Origin of the sequence: Achromobacter sp. 413638 (assembly GCF_043119405.1) — a bacterium.
In the GTDB taxonomy this organism is placed as follows: domain Bacteria; phylum Pseudomonadota; class Gammaproteobacteria; order Burkholderiales; family Burkholderiaceae_B; genus Achromobacter.
On sequence record NZ_JBICCO010000061.1, the window covers coordinates 22,779 to 41,935 of the forward strand.

Sequence of the window (19,157 nt, forward strand, 5' to 3'; positions counted from 1 at the left end):
AGGTCGCTGTCACCACAACGACAAGCGCGCTTCCCAAGGAGACGGTATGAACAGCATCTGGACCACGCCCGCCGTGGCGGCCTGCCTTTCCCTGGCCGCCACCGCCAGCCTCGCGGCCGACCTTCGCGTTGCGGTCAACCAGGGCAATCCGCCCTTCGAATTCGAAGACCGCAACGGCAAGCTGACCGGTTTCGAGGTCGAGGTGATCCAGGCCGTGGCCCAGCGCCTGAACAAGTCGGTCGAATTCTCGTCGATGCCGTTCAACATGCTGTTCGCGGCCGTGCAATCCGGCCGCGCCGACGTTGCCCTGGGCGCCATCACCATCACCGCCAAGCGGCTCGAGAACGTCGCCTTCACCCAGCCCATCATCGATTCCAACCAGTGCGTGGCCGCGCTGTCGGACGGCCCCGTCAAGCGCGTGGAACAGCTCAAGGGGCGGGATGTCGGCGTCATCACCGGCACGGTGGGCGAGATCTGGGCCGCCCGGTCCCAGCAGGAACACGCCTACAAGGAAATCCGGCGCTACGACGGCAATATCGAACCGATGATGGACCTGGCCTCGCAGCGCACCGCCGCGAGCATCAACGACTGCCCGATCATGGCCTGGTACATCCGCGACAAGCCGCAGTTCTCCATCATCCACGAAGTGGCGACCGGCGACAGGAACGCGCTGATGCTGCCCAAGGCCAGCCCGCTGCTGGACGCGATCAACCAGGAAATCGGCCGCATGAAGACCGACGGCTCGCTGCCCGGCCTGTACCGCAAATGGTTCAACGCCGAGGCCGGTCCGAATTCCAGCACGGTGAAGATCGAAGCCATTCCGGCCGTGCAATGAACCTGGCCGACACCTTCTTCAATGCCGGCGTGCTGGCCGATTCCATCGGCTCGCTGCTGGCCGGCTTCCGGCTGACGGCGCTGCTGGGCGCCACCAGCCTGGTCCTGGCGACCGCGCTCGGGCTGCTGCTGGTCGTGCTGCGCCTGTATGCGGTCAAGCCGCTGCGCTGGGCCGCCATCGCGCTGATCGACGTGCTGCGGGCGATTCCCCTGCTGGTGCTGCTGGTGATCGTCTACTACGCGCTGCCCTTCGTCGGCCTGCGGCTGCCGCCGTTCTGGGCCGCGACCGCCGCGCTGTCTCTAGTGGCATCCGCCTACATCGCCGAGACCTTCCGCGCCGGCATCGAGGCCGTTCCCGCCGGCCAGGTCGAGGCCGCCCGCGCGCTGGGCCTGTCCTGGCCCCGGATGATGACCGACATCGTGCTGCCGCAGGCGATCCGCTTCACCATCCCGCCCGGGACCGGCATCGCGATCAGCCTGATCAAGGACACCGCGCTGGCCTCGGTGGTGGCCATGCCGGACCTGCTCAAGCAGGCCACGCAGGCGCAGGCCTACTACGCCAATCCCACGCCGCTGATCGGCGCGGCCATGCTGTACCTGCTGCTGTTGCTGCCGCTGGTGCGCGTGGTCAGCGCCATCGAAAACCGCGCCAGCCGCCGGGGGGCCCGATAGTGCACATCCCTCCCCGCCCCACGCCGCAGGACGCCGACGCAGCGGCGGCCTCGAACCCGCCCCCGCTGCTGCGCCTGCGGCGGCTGGAAAAACACTACGGCGCGTTCACGGCGCTGGACGGCGTCGACCTGGACGTGGCCCGGGGCGAGGTCGTCGCCCTCATCGGCCCGTCCGGGTCCGGCAAGTCGACGCTGGTGCGCTGCGTGAACCTGTTGGAAACCTATGACGGCGGCAGCGTCGAGGTCGACGGCATCACGGTGCGCGACGACCGGCACCTGGCGCGCGTGCGCGCCGAGGTCGGCATGGTGTTCCAGCAGTTCAACCTGTTCCCGCACATGAGCGCGCTCAGGAACGTGGCGCTGGCGCCGGTGCGCGTGCGCGGCCTGTCCTGGCCCGAGGCCACGGCGCGGGCCGAGGCCCTGCTGGAACGCGTGGGCCTGCGGGCCCACCAGCACAAGCGGCCGGGCCAGCTGTCGGGCGGACAGCAGCAGCGCGTCGCCATCGCGCGGGCGCTGGCCATGCAGCCCGAGCTGCTGCTGTTCGACGAGCCCACGTCGGCGCTGGACCCGGAAATGGTGCAGGAAGTGCTGGACGTGATCCAGGACATCGCCAGGACCGGCGCCACGCTGCTGATCGTGACCCATGAAATGTCCTTCGCGCGCAAGGTGGCAGATCGTGTCGTGTTCATGGAGCAGGGCCGCATCGTGGAAATCGCGCCGCCCGAGACGTTTTTCACGAACCCCGCCACGGACCGCGCCCGGGCCTTCATCCATACCGCCACGCGCGGACGCGGCGGCATGTCCGCCTGAGCCTTCCACACGAGCCCTGCCCATGCCCCACGATCCACGCCCGGTCCAGGACCTGGCCCCGGACCCAAGCCCAAGTCCGCGCCCAAGCCCATTTCCGCAGCCCCTGCCGCGCGCCACGGTGCAGGCGCTGACGGCATCGCCGATCCGGCAGCTGGCGAACGCGGCGATGCACCGCGCAGACGTGCTGCCCTTCTGGTTCGGCGAATCCGACAGCCCGACCGTGGGCGTCATCCGCGAAGCCGCCAGCCTGTCGCTGGCGCGGGGCGAAACCCGCTACGGCGAGAACCTGGGCCGGCCCTATCTGCGCCACGCCCTGTCCCGCTACCTGAGCGCGCTGCACGGCGTGGATATCGGCACGGAACGCATCGCAGTCAGCGGGTCAGGGGTGTCGGGCATCATGCTGGCCGCGCAGCTGCTGCTCGAGCCGGGCGACCACGTCGTCGCCATCACCCCACTCTGGCCCAACCTGACCGAGATTCCCCGCATCCTCGGCGCCCGCACGCAGCGCTACCCGCTGTCGGTGACGGACGGCCGATGGACGCTGGACGTGCCCGGGCTGCTGCAGGCGCTCAGGCCCGGCACCCGTCTGCTGCTGCTCAACTCGCCCAACAACCCCACGGGCTGGACCATCGCGGCCGACGACATCGCGCCCATCCTGCGGCATTGCCGCCAGCATGGCATCTGGATTCTCTGCGACGACGTCTACGAACGCCTGCTCTACGACCCCGGGCAGGCCTCGGCGCCGTCCTTCCTCAGGCACTGCGCGCCCGATGACCGCGTCATCTCGGTCAACAGTTTCTCCAAGGCCTGGTCCATGACCGGATGGCGCGTCGGCTGGATGGTCGTGCCCGCGTCGCTGACGGACGATCTGGCCAAGCTGATCGAATACAACAGCTCCTGCGTCTTCGATCCCGTGCAGCGGGCGGCGACGGCGGCGCTGGAACACGGCGAGGCCACGGTGGCGGCGCTGCGCGCGCAGCTGGCGCGAACCCGCGCGCTGCTGACCGACGCGCTGCGCGGCTTGCCCGGCATCGAGGCGCCCGATGCCGGCGGCGCAATGTATGTGTTCTTCCGGATGGCGGGCGCGACCGACTCCGCGCTGCTCGCGCGGCAACTGGTGGAACAGACCGGCCTGGGCCTGGCCCCCGGCGCGGCCTTTGGCCCGGAAGCGTCGGCATGGCTGCGCTGGTGCCATGCCACCACCCCTGAACGCCTGGAAGAAGGATTGAGCCGGCTGCGCCGCTTCCTGACGCAACGCACATAGCGAGGCCGCCTCGCACGATCCGGCCAGACCTAACCCACGCGAACGCCAACGCCAACGCAAATGCGGACGCGCGGACCGTTCAGCCCTCGGGCTGTCCCGCGCGCTCGGCCGCCATCCGCGCCAGGCAGTCGGCGGCATCGCCGATCACGACGCGAGCGCTGCAGGCCAGCATCAGGTTGAGATTCAGGCCGAAGTCCTCGACCGTGTATCCCTGCGCATCGATGGCGCGGGCGGGCGTGTCCGCCGTACCGACCGCCACCTGCGCGATCAGCGAATCCGCCTGCGCGGTGTACGCCCATACCGGCTTGCCGCAGGCGATGGCGTAGCCCACCTCGAAGGCCGTGCCCGAATCAGGCTCGGCGCCACGGAACGGATTCAGGTTGGCCATGACCAGGTCCGCGCGCTGGATCATGGCCACGTTGGCGCGATAGATCCACTGCGCCAGCGCCGCGCCGGCCAGGCCGGGCGGCGTCTGGTTGTCCAGCGGGAACAGGCCGTCAAAACCGTGTCGGGCGGCCAGCGCCTTGAGCCGCTCGCCATGCGCCGCCGCGTCCGGCAGGAACACGTCGAAACCGGCCAGATAGACGCCGGGCCGCGCGCCGCTCATGACGGCTCCGGTTCGGACACGGAAAAGCCCTCGCCGGTGGCGAAGAACGAACCGCCGGCCAGGTAATGGATCGAGCGGCGGCCCTCGGAAGGGAAATGCCATCGATTGCCCGAGAACACATCGGGCGCGGCCCAGGCGGCCACGACCTCGCCGATGAACAGATCGTAGGCCTGCTGGTTGTGCGGCTCGGGCAGCACCTTGCATTCCAGCCAGCCCAGGCAGCCCGCGACCAGCGGCGCGCCGATCTTGCTGGCGGGGAAGGTGGACAGGCCGCTGGCCTGGAACTTGTCCTCGTCGCGGCCGGAATCCGTGCCGACCTTCAGCGTGGCCCGCGCCTGCTCGCGCGACGGAATGCACAGCGCGAATTCGCCGGAAGCGTCGATCAGCGTGCGCGTATGGGTGTTCTTGTCCACCACCACCAGCATGCGGGCGGGGTTGAAGTCCAGCGGCATGGCCCAGGCCGCCGCCATGACGTTGCGCCGGCCGCCGTGGGCGCTGGTGACCAGCACCGTGGGGCCGTGGTTCAGCAGCAGGTAGGAACGGGACAGCTCGACGGGCTGGATATCGGGCGCAGGGGACACGCTGGACTCGCTTGGAACGCCGGCAGCTCGGGACGCGCCTGCGCCTAGAACATGCCGTTCTTGTTGGCGGGGTTTTCGGGAATGTCCTGGCTCACGTCCCAGTGCTCGACGATCTTGCCGTTTTCCAGGCGGAAGATGTCCACCACGGCCTGGCCGCGGTCTTCGGGCGTGTCCTTCCACAGGTTGTGGATCATGACCAGCTCGCCCTCGGCGATCACGCGCTTGATCTCGACGACGGCCTGCGGATGCTGCTCGAAATACGCCGGGAAGTAATCCTGCGTGGGACCGACGCCGTCGGGCATGTAGGGATTGTGCTGCACGTACTTGTCGCCCACGTACAGACGCACCGCCTCGTCGACGTCGCGGTCCAGGAACATCATGCGGAAAAAGGCCACCGCGATCTCCTTGTTGGACTGCGGCGCGGCGGACGCGGGCGACAGCGCCAGGCCGCCGGCGGCCAGCAGCGTACAGAAAGCCAAGGATTTCAAGGGGATACGCATACGAAACGACTCAAGTCAGGACACCGGCTGGCGGTTCGCCAGTTTACAAATAAAAGACGGCGTCCCGGCCCATTTCCCGCCAGCGCCCGAGAAAATCGGGCGTCAAAACGACAATGGCCCGCCATTGGGCGGGCCGGCTCCGTTCCGGGCGGGCTGCCCGGACGGAACGGATCAGTATCCGACGGTGAAACGGCGGCGTGTATGCCGGGGCGTCTCGATCTCGTCGGCCAACGCGATGGCGTAGTCTTCCATCGAGATCCAGCTCTTGCCCTCGTCGTCCGCCAGCAGCACGTCATCGCCCAGGCGGAACTTGCCGGTGCGCTCGCCCGGCTCGAACAGCGCGGACGGCGACAGGAAGGTCCAGTTCAGCACCTTCTCCTGGCGCAGCGCGTCCAGGAACACCACGCCGGCGCGGGCCTCGGGCTTGTAGGCGTCGGGAAACTCGGGGGTGTCGATCAGCATCTTGCCGGGCGCCACCTGCAGGCTGCCCGCGCCGCCGACCACCAGCAGGCGCGGCACGCCGGCGTCCTTCACCGCTGCGATCAGCGGCTTGGCATCGGACGAGACGAAGCGCGAGGCGCTGACCACGGCGTCGTGGCCGGCCAGCAGCGCGGTCAGGCCCTGCGGATCGGTGGCGTCGCCCTGCTTGACGGTCAGGCCGGGCTGGGGATTGACGTCGCCCAGGTTGCGGGCGATGCCGGTCACCTGGTGGCCGCGCTTGAGCAATTCGTCGGCAACGCGCGAACCCACGCGGCCGGTGATGCCGATCAATGCGATTTTCATGGTCTTGCTCCTGTCAGTAGGAACCGGGCGCGCTTGCCTTGCGGACTGTCCGTAAGCCCCGCCGCGGTTCAGGCAACACCATGCTATTCGGTCGAATCGATGGGAAAAACCCACCGGAACGGACGAGTTCTTTGCAATCCGCGCACCAATGCCGGCGAATGCGCCGCCGGCCCGCGCCGCGAACCGCGCGCGGCGCATGGCTACAGTGTGCGCCGGGCGGCGGCGCTTGAACAGCGGCGCCGCCGCGGCCGCGTCAGCCCGCCGCGCGCTGCGCCTGATAGACCTGCAGATGCGCGTAGGCCACGCGCAGATAGGTCGCGTCCACGCCGAGCGTGGCGGCGCGGCGCACCATGTCGCCGACGATGTGGTCTGCCTCGACCGGCAGGCCCTGGCTCAGGTCGCGGAACATGGACGCGGTCATGGGCTGGCTGGTGTCGGTCAGGATCTTCAGCACCGAGGCGTCGGCCTCGGGCCGCACCGCATGCCCGGACGCGGCCGCCACGGCCTGCGATTCGCGCAGCAGGGCACGCAGGATGTCGGCGCCGTCGTCGGTGGCGGCGATCCGGCCCACCGGCCCGCGCATCAGGCAGGTGCCGGCCGCCAGCGTGGTCAGGAATACGTACTTTTCCCACACGTCCTGGTGGATGTTGTCGCTCAGGCGACTGCTGAATTCGCCGCCAGCCAAGGCCTGCGCCAGCGCCTCGCAGCGGGCGCTGCGGGCCGGGCCGGCGCGTTCGCCGAACACGATGCTGGCGAACTTGCCCAGGTGCACGACCTCGCCGTCCGGCCCCAGGGTGGCGTTGATCTGGCACAGCCCGCCCAACACGCGCCGCGCCTCGAACTCGCGGTCCAGCACCTCGTATTGCAGCACGCCGTTCATGATGGGCAGCACCGCCGTGTCCGGCCCCACGGCGGGGCGGATCGCCTCGATGGCGCTGGCCAGGTCATAGGCCTTGCAGCTCAGCACCACCACGTCGTAGGCGCCATCCAGCGTCTGGCTGGTGGCGAGCTTGGGCCGCACCACGGCGTCGCCCAGCGGGCTGCGGATGCGCAACCCTTCGGCGCGCAGGCGCGCCGCGCGCGGCTCGCGCACCAGGAAGGTCACGTCCGCGCCGGCCTGGGCCGCGCGTCCGCCAAAGTAGCCGCCGGTGCCGCCGGCGCCCAAGAACAACAAGCGCATGTCTGTCTCCTGTCTGGCAGCCCGCAAGTCTTGCGGGCGAACGCGGACATTATGCGCGCGGCCGCGGCCGGACCGAAGCCACGGGCCAAAGCCACGAACCGGAATCACGGACCGGAATCACGGGCTGGCGTTCAGGGCTGCGCGTGGCGCGCCCAGGCCTCGTAGCCGCCGCGCAGCGCCCAGGTGCGGCGATAGCCGGCGGCGCGCAGCCGCCGGGCCAGCATCGCGGCCGAGACCTCGTTGGGGCAGGCGCAATAGACCACGATGTCGGCGTCCTGCGCGTCCGCCTCCAGCGGCGGCAGCGGCGCGCGCAGGTCCACCGCGATGGCGCCGGGAATGCGCTGGGCGTCGCGCTGGGCCTCGGGCCGCACGTCGAACACCAGCGCCTGGCGGCCGTCCTGACGCCAGCGCATCAGCTCGTCGACCGACAGCCTCGGGATGACGCGCAGCTTGCGCACCAGCACCCAGCGGCGCAGCGCGCGCACGACGATGTACAGCGCCAGCAGCGCGGCCAGCAGGCCCAGGCCCATGGCGCCATAGTTCGCCAGCAGGTCCAGCACGTCGTTGACCACGCCATGGAACAGGCCGCCCAGCAGCAGCGCCGAGCCGGCCCAGATCATCGCGCCGACCAGGTCGTACAGCAGGAAACGGCGCAAGCCGGTGCCCGTCAGGCCGGCCATGACGGTGGACAGCGCGCCCGCGCCCGGCAGGAACTTGCACACCAGCAGCGCGCGCACGCCGACGCGCAGGTACAGCCGCTGCGTCTGGCGGATGCAGGAATCCTGCGACAGCGACAGCTTGCAGACCACGCCAAGCAGGCGCGAACCGTAGCGCCGGCCCGCCAGGTACCAGAGGCTGTCGGCCAGCAGGCAGGCCAGCGTGGCCGCGATCCACGGCGCCAGCCAGCCGGCCGTGCCGGCCAGCGCGCCGGCGGCGATCAGCATGGGATAGGCGGGCACGGGCAGGCCGGCCTGTTCGATCAGGACGTTCCCGAACACCAACCAGGCGCCGTACTGCTCCAGCAGCAACTGTATGTCTTGCATCGTGTCTTCCGACGGGCCGCGCGGCGCGCGGCCGGGTTCAGGGACTGGCCGTCCCGCGAGGGGCGGGCCCGGTCCGGCACAGCGGGGCGGCGCCAGACGCGCGCGCCCGCGCCGGAATTTTAGGCGGCCCGGGCGGCCTTGCCAGCCCGGGCCGGTGGAACACTGCATTGCGCGGCGCGCCAGGATTTGAGCGCGCCGCCGTCCACCACCTGCAAAGCCGCACCACGATGGTGCCGACAATCCCCGCCGGCGTGCCTATAATCCTGCCCGGCCATCAGGTTTCCCCGACTTGCCGCGGGAACGCCGCATGGCATACAAATTGCTTCGCCATGGCAGGCCGCGAACCCGACCGTTCGGATGGGCGCGCCTGCCTGCGCCCCATCCGATGACCGATCCCAACACCACGCATCCGCCCGCTCGCCCCGGCTCGTCCGCCGGCGGCCGCAGCCATCGGGCGGCGAGGGGCCGCGCGCGCGGCGATCGCGTCCTTTCCCCATTCCCGTCCATCACCGCGAAGGAGCCCCACGCATGAACTCCCTATTCCCCTCGTCCGCCCGCCGCGGCCTGCTCAAGCTGGCCGCCGCCGCCGGCGCGCTGATGCTGGCCGGCACGGTCCAGGCCCAGGCGCCCGAAAAGGTCAAGGTCGCCGCCATCTACACGGTGCCGGTCGAGCAGCAGTGGGTATCGCGCATCCACAAGGCGCTGACCGCCGCCCGCGACCGCGGCGAGATCGACTACGCGTTCTCCGAGAACGTCACCAACGCCGACTACGAGCGCGTCATGCGCCAGTATGCCGAGCAGGGCAACAAGCTGGTGGTGGGCGAGGCCTTCGCGGTCGAGGCCGCCGCGCGCAAGGTCGCCAAGGACTATCCGCAGACCGCCTTCCTGATGGGTTCCTCGGGCAAGCCGCAGCAGCCCAACTTCGCGGTGTTCGACAACTACATCCAGGAGCCGGCCTACCTGACCGGCATGATCGCGGCCGGCATGAGCCAGACCGGCAAGATCGGCCTGGTGGGCGGCTACCCCATTCCCGAAGTGAACCGCCTGATGCAGGCCTTCATCGAAGGCGCGCGCGAGATCAACCCCAAGGCCGAGTTCACCGTCACCTTCATCGGCTCCTGGTTCGATCCCCCGAAGGCCAAGGAAGCCGCCTTCGCCATGATCGACAAGGGCACCGACGTGCTCTACGCCGAGCGCTTCGGCGTGTCGGACGCCGCCAAGGAACGCGGCAAGCTGGCCATCGGCAACGTGATCGACACCCAGCCGCAGTACCCCGAGACCGTGGTGGCCTCGGCCCTGTGGAGCATGGAGCCGACCATCGACGCGGCGCTCAAGCAGGTCAAGGCCGGCGCCTTCAAGGCCGACGACTACGGCCAGTACTCGCTGATGAAGCACAAGGGCTCGTCGCTGGCGCCGCTGGGCACCTTCGCCGGCAAGATCCCGGCCGACCTGATCGCCAAGGTGGAAGCCAAACAGAAGGCCATCCTGGACGGCAGCTTCAGCGTCAAGGTCAACGACAAAGAACCCAAGTCCTCCGCGCGATGAGCCCGGCGCCGCTCGCCCTGCGACTGACGGGGATCACCAAGCGCTTCGGCAGCCTGACGGCCAACGACGACATCTCGCTCACGCTCGGACAGGGCGAGGTGCTGGCCCTGCTGGGCGAGAACGGCGCCGGCAAGTCCACGCTGGTGTCGATCCTGTTCGGCCACTACGTGGCCGACGCCGGCGCCATCGAGGTCTTCGGCCAGCCGTTGCCGCCAGGCCGGCCCGACGCGGCGCTGGCCGCGGGGGTCGGCATGGTGCACCAGCACTTCACGCTGGCCGACAACCTGACCGTGCTGGACAACATCATGGTGGGCACGGAATCGCTGTGGAAGCTGGCTTCCGGGCGGCGCCAGGCCCGCCGCAAGCTGGTCGAGCTGGGCCAGCGCTTCGGCCTGGGCGTGGATCCCGACGCGCGCGTCGGCACGCTGTCGGTGGGCGAGAAGCAGCGCGTTGAAATCCTGAAGGCGCTGTATCGCGGCGCGCGCGTCCTGATCCTGGACGAGCCCACCGCCGTGCTGACGCCGCAGGAAGTCGACGGCCTGTTCGCCACGCTGCGCGGTTTCGTGGACGAGGGCCTGGCCGTCATCTTCATTTCGCACAAGCTGGACGAAGTCATGGCGGTGTCGCGGCGCGTGGCCGTGCTGCGCCAGGGCAGGCTGGTGGCCGAGCGCGAAACCGCCGCCACCACGCCGGCCGAACTGGCCGAACTGATGGTGGGCCGCAAGGTCGCCATGCCGCACGCCGAGGCCGTGGCCGCCGCCGAGCAAGCGGCGCCGGTGATCGCGCTGTCGCAGGTGACAGTGCGCGACCGCGACGGCGCCACGCGCCTGGACAGCCTGGATCTGACCGTGCACCGGCACGAGATCGTGGCCATCGCCGGCGTGGCCGGCAACGGCCAGCAGGCGCTGGTGTCGGTGCTGACCGGCCTGCGCCAGCCCAGCGACGGCGCCATCCGGCTGGGCGCGGAGCGCGCCCCCGCGCCCCGCACGCCCGCCGGCTGGACCGCCGCGCGCGTCGGCCGCATCCCGGAAGACCGCCACGGCGAAGGCATGATCGGCGACAGCCCGCTCTGGGAAAACGCCATCGTCGAAGATCTGAACGACCCGCGCTTCGCGCGCTGGGGCATGATCCGCGCGCGCGCCGGCCGCGCCTACGCGCAGGCGCTGGCCAGGCAGTTCGACGTGCGCGCCGCCTCGCTGGACGTGCGCACCCGCAGCCTGTCCGGCGGCAATATGCAGAAGCTGATCCTGGGCCGCACGCTGGCCCGCGAGCCGGACTTCATCGTGGCCGACCAGCCCACCTGGGGCCTGGACATCGGCGCCGTGGCCTATGTGCGCGAGCAGCTGCTGGCGGCCCGCCGGCGCGGCGCCGGCGTGCTGCTGGTGTCCGAGGACCTGGAAGAGATCTTCGCGCTGGCCGACCGCATCGCCGTGCTGTGCGGCGGCAAGCTGGTCGACGTCAAGCCGGTCGCGCAATGGACGCCGGCCAGCGTGGGCCTGGCCATGACGGGAACGCGCGCCTAGGGCCGGTCACGCCCCGGCGCGCGCTTCCCACCCATCACCGAGCAAACATACGCATGAAACTACTCCTGGAACGCCGCCCCGAGCCCAGCCGCCTTGCGCTGGCGCTGGCTCCCGTCGCGGCCATCCTCTTCACCCTGGCGGTCTGCGCGCTGCTGGTGGCCTGGGCCGGCGCGCCCGTCGGGCGCACCTACGCGCTGCTGTTCGAAGGCGCGTTCGGCTCGCGCTTCGCGCTGTCCGAGACGCTGACCCGCGCCACGCCGCTGATGCTGACCGGCCTGGCCTGCGCGGTGGCCTTCCGCGCGCGCTTCTACAACATCGGCGCCGAGGGCCAGCTGTACCTGGGCGCGCTGGCGGCCGTGGCCGTGGGCGGCCTGCACGACGGCGCCGGCTTCGACCTGCCCGTGCCCATGCTGTTCGCCGGAATGATGCTGGCCGCCGCGCTGGCCGGCGCGCTGCTGCTGCTGATTCCGGCGCTGCTCAAGACGCGGCTGGGCGTGGACGAGGTGGTGACCACGCTGCTGGGCAACTTCATCGTGCTGCTGTTCGTCTCCATGATGCTGGACGGTCCCATGAAGGATCCCATGGCCATGGGCTGGCCGCAGTCGGTGGCGCTGAACGGCGACCTGGAGCTGGGCAAGCTGATCGAGCGCACCCGCGCCCACACCGGCCTGTTGTGGGCGGCCGGCCTGGCGCTGGGCCTGTGGCTGCTGAACCGCTACACGGTGTTCGGCTTCCAGATGCGCGCGGTCGGCGCCAACGCGCACGCCTCGCGCTTCCTGGGGCTGCCGGTCAGCCGCGTGATGCTGGGCACCGCGATGCTGTCGGGCGCGCTGGCCGGGCTGGCCGGCGCCATCGAGGTGGCGGGCCGCACCGGCTACGTCACGCTGGACATGTCGCCGGGCTACGGCTACACGGGCGTGGTGGTCGCCATGCTGGCCGGCCTGCATCCGCTGGGCGTGATCCTGGCCAGCGTGTTCGTCGCCGGCATGCTGGTCGGCGCCGACAGCATGAGCCGCGCCATCGCCGTGCCCAACTACATCGCCGACGTCATCGTCGCCACCTCGCTGCTGGCCATGCTGGTGGCGACGCTGTTCGCGCAATACCGCCTGCGCCGCAATCGGGGCTGAATCATGGAATGGATGGATCTGCTGAGTTCTTCGGCGTTCTGGGTCGCGGTGCTGCGCCTGGCCACGCCGCTCATCCTGGGCACGCTGGGCGTGCTGCTGTGCGAGCGTGCCGGCGTGCTGAACCTGGGCATCGAGGGCATCATGGCCGCCGGCGCCTTCACCGGCTGGCTGGTGGTCTACCTGGGCGCGCCGCTGTATGTCGGCGTGCTGGCGGCGGCGCTGGCCGGCGCCGTGTTCGGCCTGCTGCATGCCGTGCTGACCGTGCCGCTGGGCCTGTCGCAGCACGTGTCGGGGCTGGGCGTGACGCTGCTGGCCACCAGCCTGAGCTACTTCGCCTACCGCGTCACCTTCCCCAGCGTGAACACGCCGCCCACTATCACGCCCTTCGCCGAGATGAAGTTCCTGGCCGGCATACCGGTGATCGGCCCGGTGCTGGCCGGCCAGACGCCCATGACGCTGCTGGCGCTGGCGGCGGTGCCGCTGCTGGCCTGGGTGCTGAACCGCACGCCAGTGGGTCTGGCCGTGCGCATGGTGGGCGAGAATCCCGCCGCCGCCGAGGGCCAGGGCCTGTCGGTCACCCGCCTGCGCATCGGCGCCATCGTCGCCGGCTCGGCGCTGATGGGCGTGGCCGGCAGCTTCCTGACGCTGGCCGCCTTCAACGCCTTCTTCTTCAACATGGTCAACGGTCGTGGCTGGATCTGCGTGGCGCTGGTGGTGTTCGCGTCGTGGCGTCCCGGCAAGGCGCTGCTGGGCGCGCTGATCTTCGCCTTCTTCGACGCGCTGCAGCTGCGCCTGCAGCAGGGCGGGGCGGCGCTGCCGGGCCTGCCCGAGCTGCCGTATCAGGTATACCTGATGCTGCCGTACCTGCTTTCCATCCTGGCCCTGGTGGTGATGGCGCGCCGCGCCGCCTACCCGCAAGCCTTGATGAAACCCTACCGCAAGGGCGAACGCTAAAAGGGGTGTAGGGGTAGAGGCCCCCCCGAAGCGCTGCGCGCTTCCCCCCCAGGGGGGCGTCGCGACGGACCGGCAGAGCCGGCTCCGTGCGACCCCGATGGGGTGGCGCTTCGTTCATGCGACGAAAGCCGGCGTGACGCCATGAACCACTGACATCTTCCGCGAGGAACCACCATGCTCGACCTGATCATCAAACGCTGCACGCTGCCCGACGGCCGCCAGGACATCGACATCGGCATCGCCCAGGGCCGCATCGCGGCGCTGGAGCCGGCGCTCAAGGCCGAGGCCGCGCGCACCATCGACGCGGCCGGCCAGCTGGTGTCGCCGCCTTTCGTGGACGCGCACTTCCACATGGACTCGACGCTGTCCTTCGGGCTGCCGCGCGTGAACCAGTCGGGCACGCTGCTCGAAGGCATCGCGCTGTGGGGCGAACTCAAGCCGCTGCTGACGCAGGAAGCGCTGGTCGAGCGCGCGCTGGCCTATTGCGACTGGGCCGTGGCGCGCGGCCTGCTGGCGATCCGTTCGCATGTGGACGTGTGCGATCCGCGCCTGCTGGCGGTAGAGGCGCTGCTGCACGTGCGCGAGCGGGTCAAGCCCTACCTGGACCTGCAGCTGGTCGCCTTCCCGCAGGACGGCGTGCTGCGCGCCCCCGGCGCGATGGACAACCTCAAGCGCGCGCTGGACATGGGCGTGGACGTGGTCGGCGGCATTCCGCATTTCGAGCGCACCATGCAGGACGGCGCGGAATCGGTGCGTCTGCTGTGCGAGCTGGCCGCCGAGCGCGGCCTGCGCGTGGACATGCACTGCGATGAAAGCGACGATCCGCTGTCGCGCCACATCGAGACCCTGGCCTACCATGCGCAGCGCCTGGGCCTGCAGGGCCGCGTCACGGGCTCGCACCTGACGTCCATGCACTCGATGGACAACTACTACGTGTCCAAGCTGATCCCGCTGATGCGCGAAGCCGGCGTGTCGGCCATCGCCAACCCGCTCATCAACATCACGCTGCAGGGCCGCCACGACAGCTATCCCAAGCGCCGCGGCATGACGCGCGTGCCCGAGCTGCTGGCCGCCGGCGTGCCGGTGGCCTTCGGCCACGACTGCGTGATGGATCCCTGGTACAGCCTGGGCTCGGGCGACATGCTGGAGGTCGCGCACATGGGCCTGCACGTGGCGCAGATGACGGGCCAGGACGCCATGCGCGCCTGTTTCGAGGCCGTGACCACGACCCCGGCCCGCATCCTGGGCCTGGACGACACCGGCCTGGCGGTGGGCAAGCGCGCCGACCTGGTGCTGCTGCAGGCGCGCGACGCGGTCGAGGCGCTGCGCCTGCGCGCCACGCGCCTGATGGTGCTGCGCGGCGGGGAAGTCATCGCCGAAACCCCGCCGGCCACCGCCACGCTGCACCTGCCGGGCCGTCCCGCGCAGGTCAGCTTCCAGACGCCGGCCCGCTGAGCGCATGCGGCGCGGCAGCCACGCCGCGCCGCATGCGCCCGGCTTCGTCCCGCCTTACTTCAACGGCATGCAGATGCAGGTCTGCAATTGCGCCGGCGGCGTGGTGCGCGGGTCGTTCATGTACATCTCGAACATGGGGAAGTCCGCCGGCACCTCGCCACTGCCGGGCAGCCATTCCGAGAACATCCAGTTGTAGGGCTTGTCCATCTCGTTGTACGGACCGGTATAGGTCAGGATGGCGCAGCGGCCTTGCGGGATCTCGAAGCGTTCCAGCTCGTCGCCCAGGTCGGCGTCGGGCGCGACCGACATGCCGGCCTTGGCGCGCAGCTCGCTGGCCGGCACCTGCTCGGGATCATCCAGGTACACGCCGTAGCCGACCGATTCGGGCCGCGCCAGGCCGCGGCTGGCGGCCAGCATGAAGACGCGCGAGAACAGCGGGCCGATCTCCTGGTAGCTGCCGCGATGCGACAGGACCGCCAGCGTGGCGCCGGGAAAGGTTTCGATCTTGATGGGGTACATGCCTAGCTCCTGTGGGTCGAAGGGACGGGAGCGGGCGGCCCGGTAGCGCCCCGGCGAAATGCCGAAGGTCGCGCCGAATGCCCGGTTGAACGCCGCGTCCGACTCATAGCCGGCGCGCTGCGCCACCTCGCGCAAGGAAGCCTCGGACCGTCCCAGCGCCACCGCCGCGCGGTGCATGCGGATGCGCTGCACGGTGGCGTTCACCGTTTCTCCCATCAAGGCGCGGTAGACGCGATGGAAGTGGTACGGCGACAGGCAGGCCAGGTCCGCCAGCCGGTACAGGTCCGGGTCGGCGTCCGGGTGGCTCGCCAGCCAGCGCAGGACGGGTTCCAGGCGCTGGCCATAGTGGTTCAGGGTTTCGGGCTTCATGCGGTCTCCTTGGAACGCACTGTAGCGGCGGCCCATTTGCAGATTTTGCGATTTTCGCGTGCCGGTCGGCACACGCCCAGGCGCCGGAGCGCGGCAGCCCTCCGGCACGGAAGCGCCGCGAGGATTGCCGGCGCGCTAGCGGACGATCATCTTGTTCCAGCGCGCGTTGAACGCGGGACGATCGGCGTTGATGCGCTCCCAGTTCACGATCTTGGCGTTGGTCATATAGCCCTGAAAGCGCTTGAACGACACGACGTGGTCGGGCGGCGGCGAGACATTCTTGTTCGACGGAAACAAGCTGCCCGTCTCCAGCGCCTTGACCTGCGCCTGCACCGACAGCAGGTACAGCGCCAGTTGCTGCGACAGTTCAGGCTCGCTGTTGCGGGCCACCACGCACTCGGCCACCATCAGCACCGCGGAGCCCTCCTTGGGCGCGGCATACTCCACCGGCACGCCCATGCGTTTCAGGCGCATGACGGCGGTGGGGGACAGCGGAAACAGCGCGGCCTCGTCGGCCTCGATCAGCTCGCCCAGCCGGGCCGAGTCAGGCAGGTATTCCCGCACATTGGCGCCGACCGAGCCGGGCCAGGCGCGAAAGCCGGGATTGGTGTCGGCATCGGTGCCGCCCTGGATGCGGTTGAACATGAGGAAAGCGTGCAGGCCGAAGGTGCTGGCGGCGGCGGACTGCATCACCACCTTGCCCTTGTACCGGGGGTCGGCCAGGTCCATCCAGGACGTGGGCGGCGCCCAGCCCTGCCGGGCGAACAGGCGGGTGTTGTAGCCCAGCCCGGTCATGCCGACGTTCAGGCCCACCGCCTTGCGGTCGCGCCGGACGGCGGTGGGGTACAGCTCGCGCAGCACCGGATCGTCCCTGAGCGGCTGGCACAGGCCGGCGGCGACGGCCCGCACCATGACGCCGTCGTCCAGGAACATCAGGTGCATGCCGGGCTTGCCCTTCTGCGCCTGGGCGCGGGCCAGCACCTCGGCCGACGTGCCCGGCACCACTTCGATCCGCACGCCCTGGGCGCGCTCGAAATCCGGAAACACGTGCTTCGCATAGGCTTCGGCCATGCCGCCGCCATTCATGCCCACGTACAGCGTCTTCTGCTGGGCCGGGGCGACTGCCGGGAGCAGGACGGCCATGGCCGCGCCGGCCAGCAGCCGCAACGCCTTGCCCAGGCGGACGGGGCCGCCTTGCTTCTTGCTCATCATCGTGACTCCGGAGTGGGTCTGCCTGGAAGCTGGAGCATACTGCCGGGAATGCGACGACTGAAAGACGGGCCCGGCCTGCCTCAGACCGGATAGGTGCCCGGCAGCAGGATGCTGCGGTCGCCCGGCACGATCGAGCGGCGGCCGCACAGGGCCATGGTGGTGTCCATTTCCTTGTAAAGGATCTCCAGCACGCGGCGCACGCCGTCCTGGCCGTAGGCGCCCAGGCCGTAGAGGAAGGCGCGGCCGATCATGGCGCCGCGCGCGCCCAGCGCCACGGCCTTGAGGATGTCCTGGCCGGAGCGCACGCCGCCGTCCATCCAGACTTCGATCTTCGAGCCCACCGCGTCGGCGATGGACGGCACCGCCGCGATCGAGGACATGGCGCCGTCGAGCTGGCGGCCGCCGTGGTTGCTGACGATGAGCGCGTCGGCGCCGCTGTTGGCGGCCAGCTGGGCGTCCTCGACGTCCAGGATGCCCTTGAGGATGAGCTTGCCGCCCCAGCGCTGCTTGATCCACTCGACGTCGTCCCAGCTCAGGCGCGGGTCGAACTGCTCGGCGGTCCAGGAGGACAGCGAGGACAGGTCGCTCACGCCCTTGGCGTGGCCGACGATGTTGCCGAAGGTGCGGCGCTTGGTGCCCAGCATGCCCATGCACCAGCGCGGCTTGGTCGCCAGGTTGATCAGGTTGCGCAGCGTGGGCTTGGGCGGGGTGGACAGGCCGTTCTTGATGTCCTTGTGGCGCTGACCCAGGATCTGCAGGTCCAGCGTCAGCACCAGCGCCGAGCAGCCGGCGGCCTTGGCGCGGTCGATCAGGTTGCCGACGAATTCGCGGTCGCGCATCACGTACAGCTGGAACCAGAACGGCTTGCCGGTGGCGGCGGCCACGTCTTCCAGCGAGCAGATGCTCATGGTGGACAGCGTGAAGGGCACGCCGAATTCGGCGGCGGCCTTGGCCGCCAGGATCTCGCCGTCGGCGTGCTGCATGCCGGTCAGGCCGGTCGGCGCGATGGCCAGCGGCATGGCCACGTCATGGCCGGCCAGCGTGGTGCGCAGCGAGCGTCCTTCCATGTTCACCGCCACGCGCTGGCGCAGCTTGATCTTCTGGAAATCGCTCTCGTTGGCGCGGTAGGTGCCCTCGGTCCAGGCGCCCGAATCGGCGTAGTCGTAGAACATGCGCGGCACGCGGCGTTTCGCGACTACGCGCAAATCTTCGATGCAGGTGATCGTTGAGAGCTTAGCGGTCATGGCTGGGTCTGTAGAGTGCGGGACGCGCGGCGGAACCGGCGCATGCGCGCGCGCCGCGCGGCATGGCGCGGGCAGAGGCGGAACATCGGGAAGGGCCCGATCGCATGGCGTCCTTGGTTTTTCTTGGAAGAATGGGGCCGCCGGCGGCGGGCGGCCTTGCAGTGCAGCAAGGCCCTGCGGCCCGGCGGCGCCGCCCAGTATACGCGCCGGTGCCGGCGGGCGAGGCCCGCCGGCGCTGCTTTTTCACGGATTCCGCGAGGCGCCGTGCATGCGGACGACGCACATACGAGGCTTCGGGCGGCCGGGCGTCGAGCTGCCCGGCGCCGGGCCGGCCGGCGCGCCGGACCGCGTCAGCGCGGCCAGACCTTGTTGACCGCGCGGATGGTGGCCCAGGCCAGCCAGCGCGGACTGGTCAGGCGGATGGCCGGCAGGCGCCGCACCAGGTCCACCGCCAGGCCGCCGCGGCGATGCCATTCCTTCTTGCGCGTCTGGCTGTCGGTCCAGCGGCCTTCCAGCCACGGGAACTCGCGGCGTCCCGGCTTGTACACGGGCGGCGTGTTGTAGATCAGGATGTAGGCCAGCCTGGGCGCGTCGGAGGTGTTGGCGCCGGTGTGATGCAGTGTGCGCGCGTCGTGCACCGTGCAGCCGCCCGGCGCCAGCGGCTCGGCCACGGCCAGATCGCGGGCGAAGTCGCCGCAGCATTCCAGCGGGTGCAGATGCTTGTCGCCGCCGGGCGAGCGATGCTCCAGCACGTCCCATTTGTTGGACCCGGGGATGAACTGCATGCAGCCGTTCTCCAGCGTGGCCGGCTGCAGCGCCAGCCAGATGCTCAGCTCCTTGTAGACGAAGTCGGGCGAGCGGAAGGCCTCGTCCTGGTGCCAGGGCGTCTCGGGCCCGCCCCCGCCCGGCTTGAGCAGCGCGTGCTCGCCATACAGC

The 19,157-nt window shown here is 70.2% G+C and carries 19 protein-coding genes; 9 read left to right on the forward strand and 10 right to left on the reverse strand.

What is annotated here, in order from left to right:
- The first annotated feature begins 46 nt into the window (after window positions 1-46).
- Genes ACEU5R_RS21830 through ACEU5R_RS21845 form a run of 4 tightly spaced genes read left to right on the forward strand, consistent with a single transcriptional unit; the run spans window position 47 to window position 3,579 of the window.
- Window positions 47-835, forward strand: a complete 789-nt coding sequence (locus ACEU5R_RS21830) for an ABC transporter substrate-binding protein (RefSeq protein WP_392411583.1) — start codon at window positions 47-49, stop codon at window positions 833-835.
- Window positions 832-1,506, forward strand: a complete 675-nt coding sequence (locus tag ACEU5R_RS21835; RefSeq protein ID WP_392411585.1) for an amino acid ABC transporter permease — start codon at window positions 832-834, stop codon at window positions 1,504-1,506. The genes ACEU5R_RS21830 and ACEU5R_RS21835 overlap by 4 nt, the downstream gene beginning before the upstream one ends.
- A 5-nt stretch (window positions 1,507-1,511) precedes the next feature.
- The gene (locus ACEU5R_RS21840) at window positions 1,512-2,315 is read left to right on the forward strand and encodes an amino acid ABC transporter ATP-binding protein (protein ID WP_392411606.1); all 804 of its coding nucleotides are present in this window, start codon (window positions 1,512-1,514) and stop codon (window positions 2,313-2,315) included.
- A gap of 22 nt (window positions 2,316-2,337) precedes the next feature.
- Window positions 2,338-3,579, forward strand: a complete 1,242-nt coding sequence (locus ACEU5R_RS21845) for a pyridoxal phosphate-dependent aminotransferase (protein WP_392411586.1) — start codon at window positions 2,338-2,340, stop codon at window positions 3,577-3,579.
- Between the two features lie 79 nt (window positions 3,580-3,658).
- Here the strand turns inward: ACEU5R_RS21845 and ACEU5R_RS21850 are convergent, their stop codons facing one another.
- The 6 genes from ACEU5R_RS21850 to ACEU5R_RS21875 all read right to left on the reverse strand — a co-directional run bounded on the left by ACEU5R_RS21850 (window position 3,659) and on the right by ACEU5R_RS21875 (window position 8,273).
- Window positions 3,659-4,186, reverse strand: coding sequence for a nucleoside 2-deoxyribosyltransferase (locus ACEU5R_RS21850; RefSeq protein WP_392411587.1), 528 nt, complete (start codon window positions 4,184-4,186; stop codon window positions 3,659-3,661).
- Entirely contained in the window at window positions 4,183-4,767 is a 585-nt protein-coding gene (locus tag ACEU5R_RS21855; protein ID WP_103271864.1) for a flavin reductase family protein, read from the reverse strand. The genes ACEU5R_RS21850 and ACEU5R_RS21855 overlap by 4 nt, the downstream gene beginning before the upstream one ends.
- Window positions 4,768-4,811: 44 nt before the next feature.
- Complete coding sequence (locus tag ACEU5R_RS21860) at window positions 4,812-5,267, reverse strand: nuclear transport factor 2 family protein (RefSeq protein WP_392411589.1); 456 nt, start codon at window positions 5,265-5,267, stop codon at window positions 4,812-4,814.
- A gap of 171 nt (window positions 5,268-5,438) precedes the next feature.
- The gene (locus ACEU5R_RS21865; protein WP_392411590.1) at window positions 5,439-6,050 is read right to left on the reverse strand and encodes an NAD(P)-dependent oxidoreductase; all 612 of its coding nucleotides are present in this window, start codon (window positions 6,048-6,050) and stop codon (window positions 5,439-5,441) included.
- A gap of 253 nt (window positions 6,051-6,303) precedes the next feature.
- Entirely contained in the window at window positions 6,304-7,230 is a 927-nt protein-coding gene (panE, locus tag ACEU5R_RS21870) for a 2-dehydropantoate 2-reductase (protein ID WP_103271861.1), read from the reverse strand.
- Between the two features lie 131 nt (window positions 7,231-7,361).
- Window positions 7,362-8,273, reverse strand: a complete 912-nt coding sequence (locus ACEU5R_RS21875; RefSeq protein ID WP_103271860.1) for a DedA family protein/thiosulfate sulfurtransferase GlpE — start codon at window positions 8,271-8,273, stop codon at window positions 7,362-7,364.
- A gap of 528 nt (window positions 8,274-8,801) precedes the next feature.
- On the opposite strand from ACEU5R_RS21875, the gene ACEU5R_RS21880 reads away from it, so the two are divergent.
- From ACEU5R_RS21880 to ACEU5R_RS21900, 5 genes are all read left to right on the forward strand, one after another.
- Window positions 8,802-9,818: a BMP family protein gene (locus ACEU5R_RS21880; protein WP_392411592.1), complete on the forward strand. Its 1,017-nt coding sequence runs from the start codon at window positions 8,802-8,804 to the stop codon at window positions 9,816-9,818.
- The gene (locus tag ACEU5R_RS21885) at window positions 9,815-11,341 is read left to right on the forward strand and encodes an ABC transporter ATP-binding protein (RefSeq protein WP_392411594.1); all 1,527 of its coding nucleotides are present in this window, start codon (window positions 9,815-9,817) and stop codon (window positions 11,339-11,341) included. The genes ACEU5R_RS21880 and ACEU5R_RS21885 overlap by 4 nt, the downstream gene beginning before the upstream one ends.
- A gap of 53 nt (window positions 11,342-11,394) precedes the next feature.
- Window positions 11,395-12,468 (forward strand): ABC transporter permease, encoded by a 1,074-nt coding sequence (locus tag ACEU5R_RS21890; protein ID WP_392411596.1) that lies wholly within the window; start codon window positions 11,395-11,397, stop codon window positions 12,466-12,468.
- A gap of 3 nt (window positions 12,469-12,471) precedes the next feature.
- Window positions 12,472-13,422: an ABC transporter permease gene (locus tag ACEU5R_RS21895; protein ID WP_212315394.1), complete on the forward strand. Its 951-nt coding sequence runs from the start codon at window positions 12,472-12,474 to the stop codon at window positions 13,420-13,422.
- Between the two features lie 174 nt (window positions 13,423-13,596).
- Window positions 13,597-14,877 (forward strand): amidohydrolase family protein, encoded by a 1,281-nt coding sequence (locus ACEU5R_RS21900; protein ID WP_392411598.1) that lies wholly within the window; start codon window positions 13,597-13,599, stop codon window positions 14,875-14,877.
- Between the two features lie 54 nt (window positions 14,878-14,931).
- Here ACEU5R_RS21900 and ACEU5R_RS21905 read toward each other — a convergent pair whose 3' ends face one another.
- From ACEU5R_RS21905 to ACEU5R_RS21920, 4 genes are all read right to left on the reverse strand, one after another.
- Complete coding sequence (locus ACEU5R_RS21905) at window positions 14,932-15,765, reverse strand: GyrI-like domain-containing protein (RefSeq protein ID WP_103271854.1); 834 nt, start codon at window positions 15,763-15,765, stop codon at window positions 14,932-14,934.
- A gap of 135 nt (window positions 15,766-15,900) precedes the next feature.
- On the reverse strand, window positions 15,901-16,977 hold the full coding sequence (locus ACEU5R_RS21910) for an extracellular solute-binding protein (RefSeq protein WP_369869741.1): 1,077 nt from the start codon (window positions 16,975-16,977) through the stop codon (window positions 15,901-15,903).
- Between the two features lie 80 nt (window positions 16,978-17,057).
- On the reverse strand, window positions 17,058-18,221 hold the full coding sequence (locus ACEU5R_RS21915) for an alpha-hydroxy acid oxidase (protein WP_103271853.1): 1,164 nt from the start codon (window positions 18,219-18,221) through the stop codon (window positions 17,058-17,060).
- A 350-nt stretch (window positions 18,222-18,571) separates the two neighbouring features.
- Window positions 18,572-19,157 (reverse strand): phytanoyl-CoA dioxygenase family protein (locus tag ACEU5R_RS21920; RefSeq protein ID WP_392411602.1); only part of this gene is annotated, 586 nt, incomplete at its 5' end.